Origin of the sequence: Halorubrum sp. Ib24, from assembly GCF_002252745.1 — an archaeon.
Taxonomy (GTDB): Archaea; Halobacteriota; Halobacteria; order Halobacteriales; family Haloferacaceae; genus Halorubrum.
Genome location: NZ_NHOX01000045.1, coordinates 84,308 through 102,466 on the forward strand (window position 1 = coordinate 84,308; position 18,159 = coordinate 102,466).

Sequence of the window (18,159 nt, forward strand, 5' to 3'; positions counted from 1 at the left end):
CTAGAGACTGCAAACCTTATGAGACGATTTTTTGAATGATTTCAGCATTGATATTTGACCGTCCCTGTTTCGCAGCATCGTCAATCGTATAGCTGCAAATTGAGAGTGCTTGTCTCACGTTACCCTGCGAACTCTGTAAAATCAGTTGGATGCTATCCTCTTCGAAAACATCGGACACTGAAACTGGCTCATCAGAAGCGAGGTCGAGATACGAATCTACGAGATCCTCCAAATGTTCCTCGGTCATCGGCCGCAGAGAGACTTCCCGACCGATCCGCTCAGAGAACGCGTGATACTCGCTCATGATGTCCTGCCAGACTTCCGGAGCACACCCGAACATCATGCTGAGTCCGGAACTGTTCTGATCCATCAAATGACGGAGACTGTTGAGGGTCGCCTGCTCGTTCTTCGGGGAGAGCCGTGCCACGCTCTCGAACTCGTCCACGAAGACGAACGCCCCAGTGTAATCGAGTTCGAGGAGCATGTTCTTCAACGCAGTGAACGCACGCACACCCATCGTATCGTCATCAAGGGCGCTGTGGATCTCCATCTCCTTCCGCTGCTCGTAGCGGATTCCCTCCGCGGTGAGCCACTGCCATGCGTAGAGATTCGTATCTTCGTACACCATGTGTACGATCGCTCGAGCGAAATCGGCGAACTTCGTGACGTCGCTCAGCAGTTGGATAGCCTCAGGGACGAGTTCGGAAAGCAGAATGTCGCCTTCATCGATCAGCGATTCCATTGAGGATGCACCCATGGGATTCGCCTCAGTGTGTTTCCGAGCGACGTATGCGAGGAATTCGTACGCGAGCTCCTGTACACGGTCGAAGCCGAGATCGTACATGAATTCGTGATAGACGTCGAGGAACCCTTCTCCGGGCTGAGCAACGTATCCGACGAGTACGTCTTCTCGGTCGCGGACGAGCGAGCGGGCGTATTTGAGAGTATGTGACTTTCCGTTTCCGTACTTCCCAGTGATCACGAGATGTTTCGACTTCCCAGTGCTGAGCATCGTTGATACCGTGTCGCTTACCGCATTCGCCACGTGATCTTGTCCACAGTAAACCTCCGGATCGTCCGACGGAACCGGGCTATATGGAAACGGATTCTCGTTAAGGCCGAGGGATGAGTAATCGCGCTGTTCGTCCGTGATCTGGAAGTTATCAGTTGTCATCGTTGTTGAACTGGAGGTCGCGGTCATACACCGCGAGGTAGTAGTATTGTTTTCCAAGTTGTTCGACGCCGCGCATAACCTGCTCCGAAGACTGATCGGTGGAGACGAGTCCGTCCTCGCCATCTACCAGTTCGATCGTCTTGAGGCCGTATCGTGCGTCCTTCGCACCAGTGTCAATCGGTGCTCCGGAGAGTTCTATTCGACCGATGTTTTGCTCTGCGAGCGTCCGTAGGGCGTCATCAAACGTGTCGCGGTCACAACCAAGCCGCTCACAGGTGTGCTCACGAAGTTCGGGAATCGAGAGATATCGTTTCTTCAGATTCACGCCAGCACTTTCCTCAAGTTCGTCGGCGATGGACAACAACACGTACGGGAAGTTTGGCGGCACATCGCTCTTATCAGCCGCATAGAAGGTACCGTCAAACGCGTTCCGCTGGATAGCCCCGAGACGTTGCGCCCACCCACCGACAACATCTAGCGACGTCTCGTTGTACTCATAGGGCGTAAACTCCGATCGATCTTTGAGCAACTCTAGCGCCTCATCCGATTCAATGATGTCGCCATCCTCGAACAGACTGAGAAACTCCCCGTAGTGTGGACTACGGGCCTCGAGGATCGAACTAACTTTCGCCCAGTCGGTCTCCTCAACGGCGTCGACGAAGCGCTCGCCAATAGTCGTCGTTGTATACTCTCCCTCGTCAGAGACCTCTTCGAGGAAACTGATACGCGTCGACTCGAGGATCGTCTCTCGGGCACGCCGCTTACTCACGTCGAGCGCATCTATGACGTCATCCGTCGACTGCGCACCGTTCCGACACAAATGAGTTAGTTCCACTAACCGACCGAGATTGACCGGTCGGACGGTGGGACGTTCGTCGCTCATGCGAGTCTCCTCACTTGTTGTTTCGCGAGTTTATACGCCCGCGCGGTTACCTCGTTCCCACGGAAGCGAAGATCGAGATACGATTCGATATCCTCACCGGCCTCCACCATGTATCGGAAGCGACGAAGTTCGAGGGTGAGCGCCCACAAGTTGTGCATCGCCAGAGCGTTCCGATCCTCGCGAACCGTGTCGAGGGCGCGATCTTTACAGACTGGACAGGCACAAGGGGGATATTCGAGGTTCTCGATGTTTCGGAGTTCCTCGCCACCGAATCCGGGTATCAGGTAGTTTCGGTTGCCGGCACTTCGGATGAACGCACTTGAGTCGAAACTGTCCACACCACAGTAGAGCAGTAATGGCTGATACACGAGACCGCCCAATCCGTAGGCGTGTAGATGTTTGTCAGTTGCCCTCCTTGCCGCTAATATCAGCTTTGTGACTTTCTCGTAATCGGTCCTGATAGGAACGAGACTGCCGAGAGCGTATCCGTCGAATTCGCCGTTTTGTTCGAGGTATTGGATCCCGTTCCGTATCGTCTCAGGGTCGTATCCGTGTACACTGGCGAAGAGTAAGCCATCACCGTCGTACGAATTACTCGCAGCGAGAGCACGCTGAATGTTCTCCTCAACTCGTCGATCGTTCTCCCGCTCTCTGTTTTCACGGGAGAGTGGAACGTCAACTGTACCGAGGATGTCCGCTTCAATCGCCTGCTGTGTTTCGAGTGATTTCTCTGGGGTGGTGTCCAGTTCTTCAGAACGGAAATCAAATCCACCACTATCGGCGAAAACGATCGTCGACTGGGATACCCCCATCTCACCGCGCAGGTTCTCTCCGTCCTGAATTCTATCCCACTGAGGTTCCCGCTGACGTATCGACCGAGCGTTTACCATTGCGGTCGAGAGGTCAGGGATCTCGTCGGTGTACTCTGGGGTGTTATCGCTGGATCGCTTCCCGATGTTTCGAACTGGGAAGAGAACCGGAGTTTCTAACGCCCCGTGAGGTGTTGATAACGTTTGTCGCCTGTACAACATAGGACGAGCTGCGATAAGCTCAGCTGTGACTTATGTTTTTTGGCGATCAGAACATCTCCAGAGATGTTCTCTGTCTGTTACCGAGAAAATGAGGCTCGGTCGATATTTACCGGATCGGCCATCGAAGATAGCTCGCTGTCTTGAGTATATCTAATAGCTCCTCTAAGCGTTTGGCTCTGTTGAAATCCATAGAAGCTGATAGGACAGTTTGCCGAATACAGAGAATGCAGTCAGTACGGTAAATGCGTTATTTTCTCCATCTAAATCCTGAACCAACCGATAGTACGTGCCTGCGAATCAGTCACTCCACCACTTGCCGTAGGTCGCAAAAGTGTATGCGGCTGTGACTTCTACTAAAGACGCTGTTAGAAGTACATCAGCAGTATCTACAGAAATAAATCCCGTCAAGGTGAAGATTGGCACTACAATAGCTAATACGATTACTGCACCCATCAGAGAGCCAATTGCGAGTGCGAACCAGTTCATTAATGCCATAATGCGTTTGAGCTACGCAGATTCAGGTGGTCGGTAGGCGCATCGGGTTAGCGCATTTACGGCACTACTCCGCTGGTCGTGAAGTTCGGAACGGAACACTCGACCACCTTCCACGTGCCACTTAGAACGAAACGAATCTCCCTCAGACCGAAGTTCAAGGAGTACCGTCTCCGAGTCTCTTTCCCACTCATACACGATCTCGTCGTCGGTGTACGTCCGTCGAGTGTACTGCGTTACAGTCTGCTCTCCAACTGTGGGAAGTTCCAACTCCGAGAGAACGGCCAATTGAAAACTTGAATAGATATGTTGAGCGGGAGGCTCCAATTCTCGAAGCACTTGCTTGAGGTCTGCTCTCGTAGTCACGCCATCTTCAACCAACTTACCAGCCGCAAGCTCACCAACGCCGTGAATCTCTCGCAGATCAGATTTTGTCACGTTGGTGACTTTCTCTAAGCCGTTGTAGTTCTGTGGGTGGCTGGTAGGTCGTCCTCAATAACTCCGCTTTTATTTATACGAGATCGTTGCGATGTCCTCCTAAAATTACATATGTTGTACTGACCGATCATTCTTATCCGTAGATCGGCTTCAGTTCGTACCACATTCGCGCCCTGTATACAGCACGGCCGCTAAAACCGATCACTCGTTGAGGACTTCAACAAAGCCGACTTATGAATAATTGTCAATCCCAGATTGAGAACCACCTACAAGATCTGTTAGACAATATTCTACAGCCCTCTCAGGGGTAATTGAATTCTCGGTAGAATCGAGAGCAGCTGCGAAATTCTTGAGATAGGTTCCTTTTAATCCGACTACTGTCGAACCAAACTGTTTCCCTTGCTCTGTTCGAGCAGGGACAGAGACGACCTGATCATACGAATCTCCCACTGCATCCTGATTGAACAGCACGATTGTCGTCTCAGTGGGAACTGAAGCTAACAGTTCATCGAGATCCAGTACCTCGTAATATTTCGATCCGAGGGCAAAGAAGACGATATCAAAGCTGCTACTGTCAATTAATTCGTCGATACGCTCGGTAAGTCGAAAGCGCTCAGACCGTTCCGCGATTTCGGACTTGGACATCGTGTTGAACGTTGCCTCATATGGAGGGAGTCGCTGATCGTCATCGACGAGGCCGAATCCGGCACTGATGAAAACCCGCTCCACCTCGTTGTTTTTCTGTTCCAGTGTACGGACAGAGTCGGTGATCCGTTTCTGTTGCTTTCCTGTATACAGGTCCTTCGCCCGGATTCCATCAATACCGAGACTCTGTAGCAGGTCTTCTGTGTCCGCATTTCGCGTTCCTTCCTGATCCACGACCGGATGGTCCTCTGGGTGGTTTTTTGTCCCGGAACACTGGTCAATGATCAGGATTCGCATTCAGAAGTCCTCCAGTTGAATTTGTACATCTCTTTTCGGCTCGAAATCGGACTCGTATCCTAGACGTCGCAGTATCTCACTACGAACCTCGGTAGCTGAGTCGGTGATTTCCACACCCTCGATGTCGAACTCAGCGTCTTCGTCTGGGTCGTAATAGAGGACCACGTCGTAGCGCTCAGTCTTCTTCCGGAGTTGATCCGCAATACCTCCGGGATCAAGGGAGACGCTCCGTGGACTACTTTGCCACCACTCGTCAACCCCGTTAGCATCGACGACGCCGATTTCCGCAACGGGGACGTCATGGATCTCTTTCCAGAATTCTTCGTATTCATCGGATAGATATCCCTCTACAGAGTCCCGATTGAAGAACGAGCTATCCGCACCGACGACGACGAGCATCTTTGGCAGATCGCGTTTGAATTGTTGGTAGAAGCGATAGGTGTTGTGGAACCCTCGCCGTCGATTTCGATTGTTCCCTCTAAAGACGGCGACCTCGATCCCGAGATTCTCGCATATCGGGCAATCACACCGGTCCCACGGCTGTGAACGGAGGGTTTTTCGATAATCCTCGAGGAGATCGGCATCGTCTATCGATCCCGACTCTGCGTAGTGCTCGAGGACCGTCCACACCTGCTTGAAAGTAGCTGCATCACCGGTACTGTCTTCCAACTCCTCGACGCGATCTGCGGTCTGGGGAAAATCCTTCGCGACCTCACGAGCGACGTCGATGAGGTCCACGTACTCTTCGAAGTTGATGGGGTCCTCGGCATGGTCTTCGCGAAGGAGTTTGACGATCCGCTTTCTCAGGTCGTCGCTGAAACTCGCCTGTAGTTCTCTTCCGTACTGAAAGTGCTCGCGGAATTCAGTGGTGAGCTCTCGGAGAAGGCGCGCGTCATATCTCTCGTTATGGCGGTGTTCCTCCAGATAGTCGACGAGCGCGTCCAGTACGAGGTCGGCTTCGATGTACCAGCCACGTACCCGCTTGGAGATAGACTCTCCATCGTCGAAGGCGCGGAGTGCGTGTAGCACCTCTTGCCCGAGCATCGACTTCCGTACAGCGACGTCGAGATCGTCGCCGGGAGACGCGTATCGAACGCGGATCGCGTCGAATCGTTCGTCAGAGGTCAGATGATAGTTGTTCCCGCCAGTCCACGCTGCACGGAGCATGCTCGCGCTATCGATGGACGACATCCCTGTCCGACCGATCGTCTCGAAGCCATCTGTCTTCGCGAAGCCGAAGACGTGTGTGTCGACACGTGTCCCGTGTTCGGACTGGTAATCGGCTATCCGATGGCCTACCTCGGTCACGATCTCCTCGACCTGTTTGAGTTGGCTTCCGGCGACGCCCCCAATTCCGACGTACTGGTAGCCCATGTCGAGGACTTCGTCGAGTGCCTCCCCGTAGGTAGTCGGATTCCATCCCTGAAAGGCAGCCATGAGACGGAACGACCAGTTTCTCTCATCGTAGAGGTCACGAATCTCGGCCGCGTTCTCTAGCGTCATTTCATAACGGACCTGCTTGTCGTCCTCCCGGTAGACTGCGCGAGGGTCGTGATCCATGCGCTGGAGTATCTCCTGAACGCTCCCTTCGAAATCGTGGTGGGAGAATGATTCGATAGAAGAAACGTCATAGATAGACTCGTCGTATCGTTCGACAAGATCGGGCCACTCTGCGGGCCACTCATCGACCATGATATCGACCTGCTCAGTGAGCTCTTCCGGGAGATCGTCTTCGGAAAATTCGGGATGGAGGGCATGCTCATCAAGATAGAGACGTCCTTTCTCCTTTCCGGAGCCAAGCACGAGATGGTCGATCGTGACTCCCACAGTCACGTCAAGTGCCTCGTAGAAATCCAGCATATCGTCGTTCCCGTACCGAGGGAATGGGAGTGATTTGTACCCCCATGCTCCACAGTCGCTGATCGTCGGGAGCCAATCTGGGATGGTAAGCTGCGGGTCGTCGTAGACGCCGAGCTTGGTCACTCGATCGTACTTGCGCTGGCTGTCTTCTACCTGCTCGCGAGAAATAAGTACGCCGTCAATCGGTGTCGTTTCGTAGTCGAAAATGTCCCAGATGAAGTGACGCTCCCGCTCTTGCTTGTCCAGATTAGAGAGTTCATCGTGGACGAAATCGTAGCGGGCATCGACCGCGTCCTCCCACTCGGGGACGTAGAACTTCACAGAGTTAGTTCACCAGCGCTGGGTTACGCCTATTCCTATTTCAATCCATCTTATTGCCAGTCATAATAATATGCCAAGAGGGATCGTGCTTCGTGGCCCGCAAACCGGTAGGGTCGATTTCTCAGAGAACACCATGCCTCGGTAAAAGAAATAGGGAGTTCACAGACCGGACAGTAGTTGAACTGACTGGTGCTCGTCAAGAACAGTTTGCGAGATACAGAGCGTGTATCGGTCAGCGGAACTCGGTCAGCAGATACTTGAACAAATCGGTCAGTATAGGGAACCAGTAACCGGTCCCATGTTCTCCAAGCAGCAGCCGACCCGCGATGGATAGTTATCTGTCAGGACGGCTATTCTGGCTCGTTCAATTATTTCCGCTCCCGAGACAATGCACCAAGATATGGTTGATACCCCGACTTCGTCCCAAAACGGAGCTAATACGACAGTTCGGCATCGGTGTCTCAACGGTCATAGCTGTCAGGGGAGACTGTGAACGTGACCGCTACGAGAGGCTCAAACGATTAACCAACATTTCCCGGTCAGTCACCGCTTCTGACTGTATTAGTAGCGCACCCCTCTTCGGAAAAGTCGGCCACCGAGGCACATAGATAATTATACTGATGTAATAGATTGTTTTATTTATGATTTAGCAACCAGCCTTCTGAAAAATTTGATATTCAATATGTTTTTAAAGTAAAATGTATTGACGTTCGACGCATTTATATAATAATAGCAATTTGAGCACGCAGTGTGAGTTTGTTTTCTTGGCTTGATGAGACGCTAAAACGCATTTTCCGGTCAACGCCTAGTGATGGGCCATCTACTGGTCGTGATAACTCCATTCAGGAGTCCAACCGCTCTCAGAGTGGGGAAACCACAGACACAGATCCGGATCCCAGTGCTGTCGCGGCAGATGATGAGGCTTGGCCGACGGATGATACAACGCCAGAAGTCCCGTCAAATGAAACTCAGGCGGGAGAGCAGCCAAAACAAGACCCGTCACTTGCCCCTCAAGAGGGAGTCGAGTGGTCTAGTCACGGTATGGAGAATGCGCCGTCCCGGTATGTTGCAATCTGGAAAGAGGCCAAACAAACAGCGGTTGAAAGCAATACAACATATTCGATTGATGAATATCACCCTGCTAAAATTAGCGCCGGGAACTGGGTTTCAGCTCTTGAGGACCTTGAGACGATTATTAAGCAGGAAAATTCGGGGGAGACTGATATGTTACGGACGGAACAGGAATCGTCAACGGAATCTCCTAAGCCACGGAGCTGCCACAACCAGCAGGATAAAGCGGATCCGGACTCCTCTCACTCTTCATCCGATGATGAACCCAGAGTCCCAATTGAATATCAACAGCTGTGGAGTAAGACCAATCGGCTGCTGAATGATTTAGACTATGACGAATCCCTTGCCAATTTCCACCCTGATAGCGTTTCGCCCGGACAATGGGACACGGCATATGAGCGGCTTGAAGCTCGTTACGACGCGCTCCGAGATAAGAAGGTGGAGTCACTCAACCCCGGCAGCGCTCAGCATCAAACCACTCAGACAAATCAAAACATGTTCCAGTCGCGTCTTGAGATGGTCATTGATGCCGACAACAGTGACTTGTCACCTGCTGGCATCTGTGAGGACCATCAGCAACTAACCAACTGGTTAGAAATCTGGGCACGATGGGAGGGGCTTCGACGCCTTGCCGAAATTGAGCGGGTGGCTGCTCCCGTCTCGAACAGTACTGGGGTCGGCGACCAGTTAGCGGACAGTCTTCACTTGGCAGGGTATGAGACGCTGGGTGAGATTCGAAACGCTTCAGTTGCGGACCTGCAGGAGGTGGATGGCATCGGGGAGCAGCGAGCACAAACGCTGTATGAGGCGGCTTCAACTCGCCCTGTCGGCAACATTCAGGGCGTGGGAAAGATACTGGAACAGGAATTATTGAATGCAGGCATCCGGACAGCGCTCGATCTCACTGCTGTCTCTCAGGACACGCTCACCGCTATCGATGGTATCGGCGAGCAGCGCGGCCTGCAACTTCAAGGACGTGCAGCAGCGTGGCTCCCGCCTCAATGTGACCCGCCATCCGAATTGTATGATCCATACCAGCCACCGTATCAGTCCCTTTCCAATGCGACCGAGAATGTTGACCAGCTTGAACGAGTGTTATATCGGTATAGCGAGGTTGAGCCGTTGTTGAGTCAACTCAGAGACTCTTCACTCACTGTTCCTGATGATGTCGATCTCGGTGACATCCTTCTTGAGAAGTTAGTACTAAACCCGCCGTCGGCACCCGAAGACACAATTGACACCGGCGAGTCGACGTGGCACGACGTTGTTCAAACCCTCGCCACCGTAGTCGCCGATCAAGACGAGAGACCAGACTATCCCTCATCAGTCCGAACTCAGTTTGATCTCACACCTGTCCAGACTCCGGATATTAACTTCGTCGATATTTGGTCAGTAGACACGCCAGCAGTAGCCCTTGAGCAACTTATGGAATTGAAACAGAAAACCAAGCAGGTTCGCGAATTCATCGAGACCGCGCGTGGGGCTGTTGAAACACATGCGCAGATTCAGGCGAGTTCATCTGCGGCAGCGTCACGTCTCGAAGCTGCCCTCACTCAGCATGTGACAAGGCTACAGGCAGCGATCGGCAGTGACTCTTTTGTCGAGACGCGAGACTATGTTACTACCTATTCTGAGGTCTGTGCGTCTACCATTTCGTTAGCTGAACGCTATCCGAGCTACCCGTTTGAATCCATTCTTCGCTCGCTTAGTGGGACAGACCAATCCGATTCGATTCCAGAGGCAACGCTTCAGGATTTTCAAACGATTCTCCAGACAGCCGACGAGGCACTTGCCTTTATGAACTCAGTCGACTATAACCATCCCGCAGTCGATCAGGATTCGTGGGAAGAAAGTCTCAGGCTTTCACTTACTGAAGAGTACCCTCAGGCCATCCAGCCAGTTACGAATCAGCTCTCGAGACTCGATGACGGGGTCTGGGATAGCGATGACCTCGCTGCCTATGAGTGGCAATCGTTCGAGCGGCTTGTGGGACACCTCTATCGTGATGAAGGGTATGAGACGACGGTCACACAATCTACGAATGATTTGGGCGTCGATATCTGGGTAAAAAAGGCGGACCGACGCCTCGCGATCCAAGTGAAACACTATCAGGCGGGCCAGTCTGTCGGACGCAAAACGCTGCAGCAATTGGTGAGTACGCTGGCGGCAGGCGACGCCAATGAGGCAATTGTCGTCACAAGCGGGGAATTCGCCGATACCGCACAGCGGTATGCCGATGATTTCGGTGATGAGCTCTCACTGGTGGGTGCGTCGGAACTCATCAGACGCCTCAGTGAATCAAGTATCCCGCCGAAACCCGGCTAAGAGGACAGTAGCAGGGACCAGAGGTAGCATCAAGCAGGGTCTGGTTCATGTGAATTCTGAACTTCCAACCCCTTATTGATAGTCACCCCTTACCCACCCCGTTAGGTACGGAGCGTAGCATGCCACAAAAATATTCTCGACCCTGCCAAGTTCGGCGACACAGTCTACTACTCACGCTGACGTTCACCGTGTTCGGCTTCGGCGACTTTGTGCCGGTAAGGTTCGGATGGGTGCTGACGACCGTCGAAATGGGTCTCAGGGCGGTGCTGCTCGTCCTCCTCGTGTTTATTCTTGGCCGCCGGGCCGGCCGCTGAACGTGGCCTCTCGGTCGTCGCTTCCCGCTCGGCGCCCGTCGCACTCCCCGTCGACATCCACAGGCTACTAGAAGCAGTCCCGGTAGCACGAAACACGGGATTTCGGCGTCGCCGTCTCAACAGTCGCAGTGTTTGGAGGGATAAATACGCGCTGTGTATCTTGCACGTACCAGAGTGATCTACCTGAGACCTGTCAGAAGCTGCGTGTGAGATACAGAGGTTACAGTCTGAATAGGAAGTAAAATATTTGGATACCAGATTATGCTCCATCAAGATGGGAGAGATGTTCAATAATATCTTGTTGTGTGCGACGGATTTCATCAAATCGATCTATCACCGTCTCAATGCTCACTTCGCTATCCTTACAAAGTTCGTCGCTTGTCTTGTCAAGGAGTTCTTTCTGTTTCTCGAGCGCAACTTGCGCGCGCTCAGCTTCATTAAGCGATGGAGGAGACAATCTAAATGTTGACCCAGCTCTATTCATATGTTCGGCTATGATTAGGCGTAGCAACTGCCTCTTATTTTCAGCTATTGGGTTTTGTTTTACCAATTCTTCTAATATTCGATCTTGCTCAGCTAAGACTTGGAAATGAAGTTCCGTGGTTTCCGGAGGATGCACAAGGCATCTCAATTATCTGTATTGAAATAATCTTCTAAAATTCCTTACCACTGTACTCTCGCACTGTGCTGACCGAATCAGACGACACAGGTTCACGGGTTAGGAAGTGCTGTACACGCGCTGTGTATTCAGCACGACCGGCGAAACCTATCTCCTGTTGAGGATTTCAGCAGAGCCAATTCAGATTATTAGTCGATTTTTTTGGCACATGGCAGCGACCTGTGCGAACAATATTGGCAGTGTTCTCCATCGGTGAAATTCCCGAAATTACTTCCTTCTGCTATCTCCAGCAGATCCGCAAGTTCGTGTTTGAATGACGCTCGTTCCTTTGACGTGAGTGTCCGAGTTTCGACAGCAGGCCCAACTTCGCCGACGTATGCGTATCCTGCTTCATCGACAGGCCGGTCGAAAATCTCCTCACAGGCGAGTAAGTAGAGTGACAGCTGGTTGTTCTCCTCAAGATCGCGCTTCTTTGTCGTAGCCTTATAATCAATAACGACGAGCGACCCGTCCGGTCTCTCGTAGATTACGTCGATGAGGCCGGTAACATCGTTTCCTGCCACCTTTATAGAGAATTCGCGCTCGGCGGCGATGACGTTCCAATTCGCCGCCGGTGTCTCGAAGAAACGGTCGATACAGGTCTTTACTTCGTCCGTTACATATTCTAGCCCCTGTTTCTGAGCGAGTTTATCACACAGGTCGTACCACTCGTCTATCGTGTCGTAACCTCGATTCGCCGCGTACTCAGCGATCTCGTGGAAGAGCACTCCGCGCTCCCGGACTGACCCCGAACCCCTCGAATCCTTGCCGCCGTGATCGCCGTCAAACCAACTACGGCGGTCATCGAATGCACGAACGACGTAGTCGAGGTAATGCTGTCGGGTACACGTCTCGACGCTCTCGAGCGAGGTATAGCTGTGTTGTCGCTTGACGCGTTTTGTCTGGCGAACGTCGAGTGAGGACACGCGGATCCCGACGTCAACCGGATCGTATTCTGTGAGATCACCCTGTACGACTCGTCTCGCGAGATCCAGCACGTGACGACGAACCTCGGCTTGTCGTTTGCTACCTTCGGAGGTATTGATCATCACGTTTCCGTAGGGGTTTGGGAGTTCGAGAACCCGTTCCGACCAGTCCTCGGCAGTGTCCGGTAACGAGTCAAGCACGTCGTTCCAGATTGGGAATTCGACGCGTCCGATCGCATACGGGAGCGAATCTGGAAGGATTGTCTGATATGCGTCCACTGGAACTTCTGTGTCGTCTTCTCCAGTCTCCTCTTCGTTTCCGAAGAGGACCAACTGGTCCTCCGCTCGAGTGACTGCGACGTGGAACACCCGGCGGCTCTCTTGTAAATCCCGAGCGAGCAGGTCACGGTTCAGCGGTGATTCATCACTGTTCGCGTACGAGGCGAGGGCATCGAAGGACTGACGATCCCGATTCGGTTCCCAGTCTCTGGCGGAGAGGCTCGGGATCATGACAACCGGAAAATCGAGTCCCTTGCTCTTGTGGACAGTCATGATATTGACCGCGCCCGACGCTTTCTCTGACTGATCGGTTGGTGATTCCAGTCCCTCGTCGGCAGCGACATATCGTTGTACGTCGTCGACGAACTCAGTCGTGAGTATCGGTTGGACTCCCCCCTCGGCAACGGCGTCGATCGCTCGGTCGATCGCCCCCAAATTTCGCCTCTCCTGTTCGGAGAGGTACCACTGGATGTCCGTCGTTTCCTTGAGTTCAGTATAGAGCCTGCTGACAGTGTGAGTATCTTTCTTATTCCAGAGCTCCACGAGGTGGTTCCGGGCGGTCCTTACCCGGGTAGGCTCGAAGAACTCCTCGTCCGGCAGATCAACGAGCGCTTCAGCGAGCGGTAGATCCGACGAATTGAGCGTTCGAAGGTCGCGGTCATGAATTCGATATCGCATGGTGAGCACCCGATTGAGGCTCACCTCACTGCTGGGCTCCGCGAGCGCACGGAGATACGCGAGGATCGTGCCGGCACCGATCCCGATCTCCGGGCCGGAGTCAGGGAATTCGTAAGGAATTCCAGCATCACGCAGACGGTCGGTGACCGCGTCGGCGTGGCGCTTCTTTCGAACGAGGATAGCAACGTCACCGAAGTCGTACTCCTCGTCGGACAGTTCTGAACTGGTGCTCGTCAGATCGAGTAGGACTCGTGTGAGCCGGCTCGCCTGCTCCTCCTCATCCTCGAACCCGGAAACAGTCGCAACGCCGTCAGTCGCCTCGCGCTTCTCTTCAACCGCTTCCAACTGCTTGTCGCTACCGCGTCCCTCCAAACGTTCGATCGCGTCGTTTGCGAGATCGAGGATGGGTTGTTTCGACCTGAAGTTCTCTTCAAGCGATTCGTCGGTCAGGCCCGGAAACGTATTACTGAGTCTTTGACCGATGTTCTCGATGTTCGCTCCACGCCACTCGTAGATGGCCTGATCGTCGTCCCCAACGACGAACAGATTCCCACCGTCGGAGAGCTGTTCCACGAGTTCGAACTGGATGGCGTCGGTGTCCTGAAACTCGTCGCAGAACACGTAGTCCCACTGTCCGGAGATGTCGTCATGATGTGTCGGATCGGACAGGAGTTCGAGAGTCTCGAGTACGAGATCGTCGAAATCCAGTAATGCTTCTTCTCGGAGACGCTGCTCGTACACCTCGTATCCCTGTGTCAGGTCGTATGCCTCCCGTGCGAGGTCGACAAACGAGGAGAGCTCATCTGTTAGAGAGAACCCGACTTCAGGCACACCAGTCGGCGCTGATCCGTATGTTCCGAACAGGTATCCGGGGAGTTTGAATGCTGAACTGAGCTCTCCGTCGACGATCCGGTCCTCGTTGTCCACGAGGTACACTTGTAGGCGCTCGACGACGTCGACGTATATTGTGAGGAACTCGCGAACGTTCGCCTCAACAGGGGACTTACCAACCCCATCACGATGACGGATAAGTTCCCGCTTGAAACGCTCCAAGCCCTGATGTAACGTCGAGAGACGCTCCGGGGTGATCTTTCGCCAGTTGTATCGAAGGTGGTCAGTAGCGATATCTTTGATGCGTTTGACGATCCTGTGAAGATCGGACAACCTGTTAGCATCCCCAAGATAGGATCGCAGTTCTGCGGGAGACGTTCCGTCGCTTTTCATCGAACTGATGAAGTTTGTCAACTTGGTCTCTGCACCCGACCCGTACGACTCCTCGTCGTAGACCTCAGGCGAAATGAACTGATAGTCGACCTCGTCCAGCACCTCCAGTACGAGTTCGAACTTATCAGCCTCTGCGGCGACCTCCATTTCCGGGTCTAACCCGGTGTGGTAGGCGTATTCAGTCAGTAACCGATGACAGACCGAATGGTAAGTATACGCGTCGATGTCGTATCCTCTCGCCCCGATCTTCTCGCCTAGTTTGGTCTGCATCGAATCGGCGGCTTTGTTGGTAAAAGTAAGTGCGAGAATTCGATCGGGGTCGACATCTTGTTCGTCGATGAGTCGCTCAATCTTTCTCACCATCGTGAACGTCTTTCCGGTGCCAGCACCGGCCAGTACTCGCATCGGGTACTCGTCCGAATCGATGATATCCTGCTGTGCGTCCGAGGGGGAGATCGTTTCGTCAACTTGCCCGCTGTCAGTCATTCTATCTTCACCTCCTCTCCGAGGTAGTCCGGACACATTTCCATGTAGGGACAATCGTCGCAGGTGCTACGATAGATATCCGACCACGGATCTGGCTCGAAGTCCCACGTGAGGATACCTTGGTACGCCTCCCGGATCAGTTGCCAGATCGTTCCGTGGTTGTCCATACACAGATTCGTCACATCGCGCCCACTTCCGGAGACATCAGGTACGATCCCTTCATCCGTGGAAACTGGCTCGTGATCGTGGAGAATCCCATAGTAGACAAACGACACGTCCATTCCTTCCTCAAAGAGATCTGTCTCCCTGATCACTTCTAGATACACTGCCGCCTGAATCGCACTTTTGACGAGTTTCGGCCGATAGGAGTCACCTTCGAGGTGCTCTTTCAGTTTCCCTACCGTCCGACTCGTGATGATGTTACTAAGAGTACCCTTATAGTCGACCAACGACAGTCCATCATCCGTTTGAACGACGTTGTCTATCCTTCCGTTGACCTTCGTCCGCTTGTACTCAGTTTCGACCGTGACTTCGGTCGCGACGGAGTTGCGAGCGTGTTTGACTCCCGGTCCGTTTTCGAAGTATGAATCAATGCCTGTCCGCGTCAGTTTCCGATCGTACTCGTAGTGAGAGAGAGTTTTATAATCGTCCGGAGAGCACTCACGAGACCATAGATCCTCGAAATACCTGCGGGCATATTCAATAATATCAGCCTCATCCTCTGTGTCGCCCGTTTCGTTACAAACGGCAGCGATCGTTTCGTGATACACGATACCGCGGTTTTTGTACTGTTCTCCGTCCGGCGGAGGTTCGATCCGCTGATCGTACTGGTATTCGTACCGTCGCGGACATTCGACGTACGTGGCAAGTCTGGAAGGAGACACAGTTTGGTCGGTGTTACTCACGACGAACCACCCCGTCGGCAAAGTCCGCTCGAGCGGCGATCGCAGCCGCGATCTCGTCACCACGCTCACTTTCGGCGAGTAACCGCTGGATCGCGCCGAAATTCCGTTCAATCTCTGTAAGGTCGATCGGGTCGTCGGCTGTGGGAGCACGACGGATCTCGTCGAGTGTTCTGTCAATACTGTCGAGCGTATGATCCACTGCCCGACTTTCCGTTCGAATGTCCCCTTCCGTGACTTCGGAGATCTGTGGGAACGTCTCGAGAAGGTCGACCAAGAATCGAGATGGACGACGATACTTCCCGGGATCAGAACGTCTCTCACGATACGTAGTAAAGTAGAGACGACTGTCAGCCGCACGTGTAGCGACGGCCATTAACCGTCTGCTATAATGGCTGTAATACGCACGAAACGGTCGCGTGTCGACGGTTTTCGCCGTCTCGAACGTCTCTTTCACTTCACCGGCTGTCGGTGCCGAGACCATGGGATACTCCGGGATCCTTTCCAAGTGAGCCCGCGGAAACAGTCGATTCACTCGAGGATCGGATGGATACTCTTGATCGACTGCGTTCACGACGAACACAGTATTCCACTGCCCTGTTTTGACCCGCTGTACGGCGTCAACGAGAATTCCTCCCTCCACAGAATCAATATCGTCACCGTAGGCGTCCGGTGCAGCGTGCTCGAAGGAAAATTCAAGAAGGTCTTTAAATTGCTCCCACGTCGCGTCGATCAACTGAGACCGGTCTGCAAACTCCGCAAGCTCAATAATATCGTTCACGTGGGAGAATTGTGCTCGGGCGTCGATCTCTGATTCATTCTCTGCGATACGCCGCTTCAATTCGGTGAGACGGATCCACTTCCAGAGTTCTTCTACGAGGGAATCCGCCGAATCAATCTCGTCAACGGGTGGGTCATCACCGACTCGCGCACTGAGAAGCCCGTACGCATCATCGTCAACCGTATCAGGCTCTGCCATCACTCGAGCGACGGTGTAGAGTTCCCGCACGGAGGGATCATCTCCGAGCCCGCGGACTGTCGTTGATGTAGTCGGAATGCCTCTGCTGTTGAGTGCCTCGATGACACCTCGTATCGGCGATCGGTTGTCCTTAAGAACGATGGCGACGTCGTCGTAGCGAAGCGCTTCCTCTTCACGAAGCCGTTCGACTTCTTCAACGACTGCTCGCATTTGTTCGTCGAACGTGGTGGCGTTCAGCACGGAAACGCGATCGTCTTCATTCGTGAGGTTGACAGTCCGGCCCATCGCGAGACGCGCGGCGACTGCGTCAACCAACGATCCGCTGTCCGTCTCGGAATGTTCGACTGTTTCGACGTCGTCGCCGAGTTCGCTTGCTTGAATTTCTCCGGTCTCGTTCCGCGTTCGCTGAACGGCACTCTGTTCGACCGCAACCCACTGTGTCAGTACCTGCTCGGTGAATTCTCTAACATACGCACGCTCGGCGGTAGTGTAATCCTCTGCCTCGAGAACGATGACTGCGGAAGGAGGAGTCATCTCGACTTCGGCGTTCTCTACGGCTTCTCTCGCCGCGTGAACCACTCTCGCGTGTTCGAGGTAACCAGCTCCGCTGAGTTGCTCTTGGAACGCCGTATGTACCTCAGTTAACTCATTAAGAACGTCATCGGACGTGATCGGCGACCCCTGCCATGATGCGACTATCGAGAACTGCTCAACGTCCCGAGGAAATGAATCGTGTTCGGAGGCATTCTTCAGATACGGTACATCCCACTCCCAACCATCCAGAAACTGTTCGAAGAGGAAACTCCGTTCGTACGAGGAAAGTCGATAAGGTGGGTCATTCAATCGATCGATTGTACGATGGGCGTGACGCACGAGAGACTCTACGCGTGGTTGTTCGACGATGTCGGCTTCACGCCGGAGTTTATCTCGAACAGCCTCGGAACCACCACCAAATCGCTTGAGAACGAGCACGTCATGTACTCCGTATTCATCAACGAGATCCGCGTATAGGGAGGCGATCTCGTTGGGGAGCGTTCCCCCGATAAAATCCACTCGATGGAGAGCGTCTCTGTCGAGGGAAGCGCTGGCAGCCATAACCAGTTGACTGAACGACTATTGTATAAGGGTTGTGTCGCCGTCTGCGATTTGTCATCCTGAGAGTCAATACATTTATGT

Annotated in this window: 12 protein-coding genes; 2 read left to right on the forward strand and 10 right to left on the reverse strand. The window is 53.2% G+C overall.

The features are described from left to right. Positions 1 to 16 precede the first annotated feature (16 nt). The 6 genes from DJ82_RS13805 to DJ82_RS13820 form a co-directional block, all read right to left on the reverse strand. Positions 17 to 1,174, reverse strand: coding sequence for a BREX system ATP-binding domain-containing protein (locus DJ82_RS13805; RefSeq protein WP_094582090.1), 1,158 nt, complete (start codon positions 1,172 to 1,174; stop codon positions 17 to 19). Next, positions 1,164 to 2,057: a hypothetical protein gene (locus DJ82_RS13810; RefSeq protein ID WP_241881532.1), complete on the reverse strand. Its 894-nt coding sequence runs from the start codon at positions 2,055 to 2,057 to the stop codon at positions 1,164 to 1,166. The genes DJ82_RS13805 and DJ82_RS13810 overlap by 11 nt, the downstream gene beginning before the upstream one ends. Next, entirely contained in the window at positions 2,054 to 3,088 is a 1,035-nt protein-coding gene (locus tag DJ82_RS13815; protein ID WP_094582091.1) for a tRNA-guanine transglycosylase, read from the reverse strand. The genes DJ82_RS13810 and DJ82_RS13815 overlap by 4 nt, the downstream gene beginning before the upstream one ends. Before the next feature lie 297 nt (positions 3,089 to 3,385). Next, entirely contained in the window at positions 3,386 to 3,574 is a 189-nt protein-coding gene (locus tag DJ82_RS14690; protein WP_143420591.1) for a hypothetical protein, read from the reverse strand. Between the two features lie 675 nt (positions 3,575 to 4,249). Continuing rightward, the gene (locus tag DJ82_RS14695) at positions 4,250 to 4,960 is read right to left on the reverse strand and encodes a DUF6884 domain-containing protein (protein ID WP_143420593.1); all 711 of its coding nucleotides are present in this window, start codon (positions 4,958 to 4,960) and stop codon (positions 4,250 to 4,252) included. Continuing rightward, positions 4,961 to 7,141 (reverse strand): queuine tRNA-ribosyltransferase tRNA-guanine transglycosylase, encoded by a 2,181-nt coding sequence (locus DJ82_RS13820; protein WP_094582092.1) that lies wholly within the window; start codon positions 7,139 to 7,141, stop codon positions 4,961 to 4,963. A gap of 750 nt (positions 7,142 to 7,891) precedes the next feature. On the opposite strand from DJ82_RS13820, the gene DJ82_RS13825 reads away from it, so the two are divergent. Then, the gene (locus DJ82_RS13825) at positions 7,892 to 10,537 is read left to right on the forward strand and encodes a restriction endonuclease (RefSeq protein WP_143420594.1); all 2,646 of its coding nucleotides are present in this window, start codon (positions 7,892 to 7,894) and stop codon (positions 10,535 to 10,537) included. Between the two features lie 188 nt (positions 10,538 to 10,725). After that, positions 10,726 to 10,851, forward strand: coding sequence for a hypothetical protein (locus DJ82_RS15515; protein WP_275093926.1), 126 nt, complete (start codon positions 10,726 to 10,728; stop codon positions 10,849 to 10,851). Positions 10,852 to 11,110: 259 nt separating this feature from the next. Here the strand turns inward: DJ82_RS15515 and DJ82_RS14700 are convergent, their stop codons facing one another. From DJ82_RS14700 to DJ82_RS14845, 4 genes are all read right to left on the reverse strand, one after another. Then, positions 11,111 to 11,470, reverse strand: a complete 360-nt coding sequence (locus tag DJ82_RS14700; protein ID WP_143420596.1) for a hypothetical protein — start codon at positions 11,468 to 11,470, stop codon at positions 11,111 to 11,113. A gap of 188 nt (positions 11,471 to 11,658) precedes the next feature. Next, a complete protein-coding gene (locus DJ82_RS13835; RefSeq protein ID WP_094582095.1) occupies positions 11,659 to 15,102 on the reverse strand; it encodes an ATP-dependent DNA helicase in 3,444 nt (1,147 codons plus the stop codon). Continuing rightward, positions 15,099 to 16,007 (reverse strand): PD-(D/E)XK nuclease family protein, encoded by a 909-nt coding sequence (locus DJ82_RS13840; RefSeq protein WP_158217316.1) that lies wholly within the window; start codon positions 16,005 to 16,007, stop codon positions 15,099 to 15,101. Before DJ82_RS13840 ends, DJ82_RS13835 begins: the two co-directional genes overlap by 4 nt. After that, complete coding sequence (locus DJ82_RS14845; protein WP_158217317.1) at positions 16,000 to 18,078, reverse strand: hypothetical protein; 2,079 nt, start codon at positions 18,076 to 18,078, stop codon at positions 16,000 to 16,002. Before DJ82_RS14845 ends, DJ82_RS13840 begins: the two co-directional genes overlap by 8 nt. Positions 18,079 to 18,159: the final 81 nt, after the last annotated feature.

Coding starts and splice junctions, on each gene's coding strand:
- DJ82_RS14695 (WP_143420593.1), bottom strand. CDS start 4,960: ATGCGAATCCTGATCATTGACCAGTGTTCCGGGACAAAAAACCACCCA.
- DJ82_RS13835 (WP_094582095.1), bottom strand. CDS start 15,102: ATGACTGACAGCGGGCAAGTTGACGAAACGATCTCCCCCTCGGACGCA.
- DJ82_RS14845 (WP_158217317.1), bottom strand. CDS start 18,078: ATGGCTGCCAGCGCTTCCCTCGACAGAGACGCTCTCCATCGAGTGGAT.
- DJ82_RS14690 (WP_143420591.1), bottom strand. CDS start 3,574: ATGAACTGGTTCGCACTCGCAATTGGCTCTCTGATGGGTGCAGTAATC.
- DJ82_RS13805 (WP_094582090.1), bottom strand. CDS start 1,174: ATGACAACTGATAACTTCCAGATCACGGACGAACAGCGCGATTACTCA.
- DJ82_RS13810 (WP_241881532.1), bottom strand. CDS start 2,057: ATGAGCGACGAACGTCCCACCGTCCGACCGGTCAATCTCGGTCGGTTA.
- DJ82_RS13815 (WP_094582091.1), bottom strand. CDS start 3,088: ATGTTGTACAGGCGACAAACGTTATCAACACCTCACGGGGCGTTAGAA.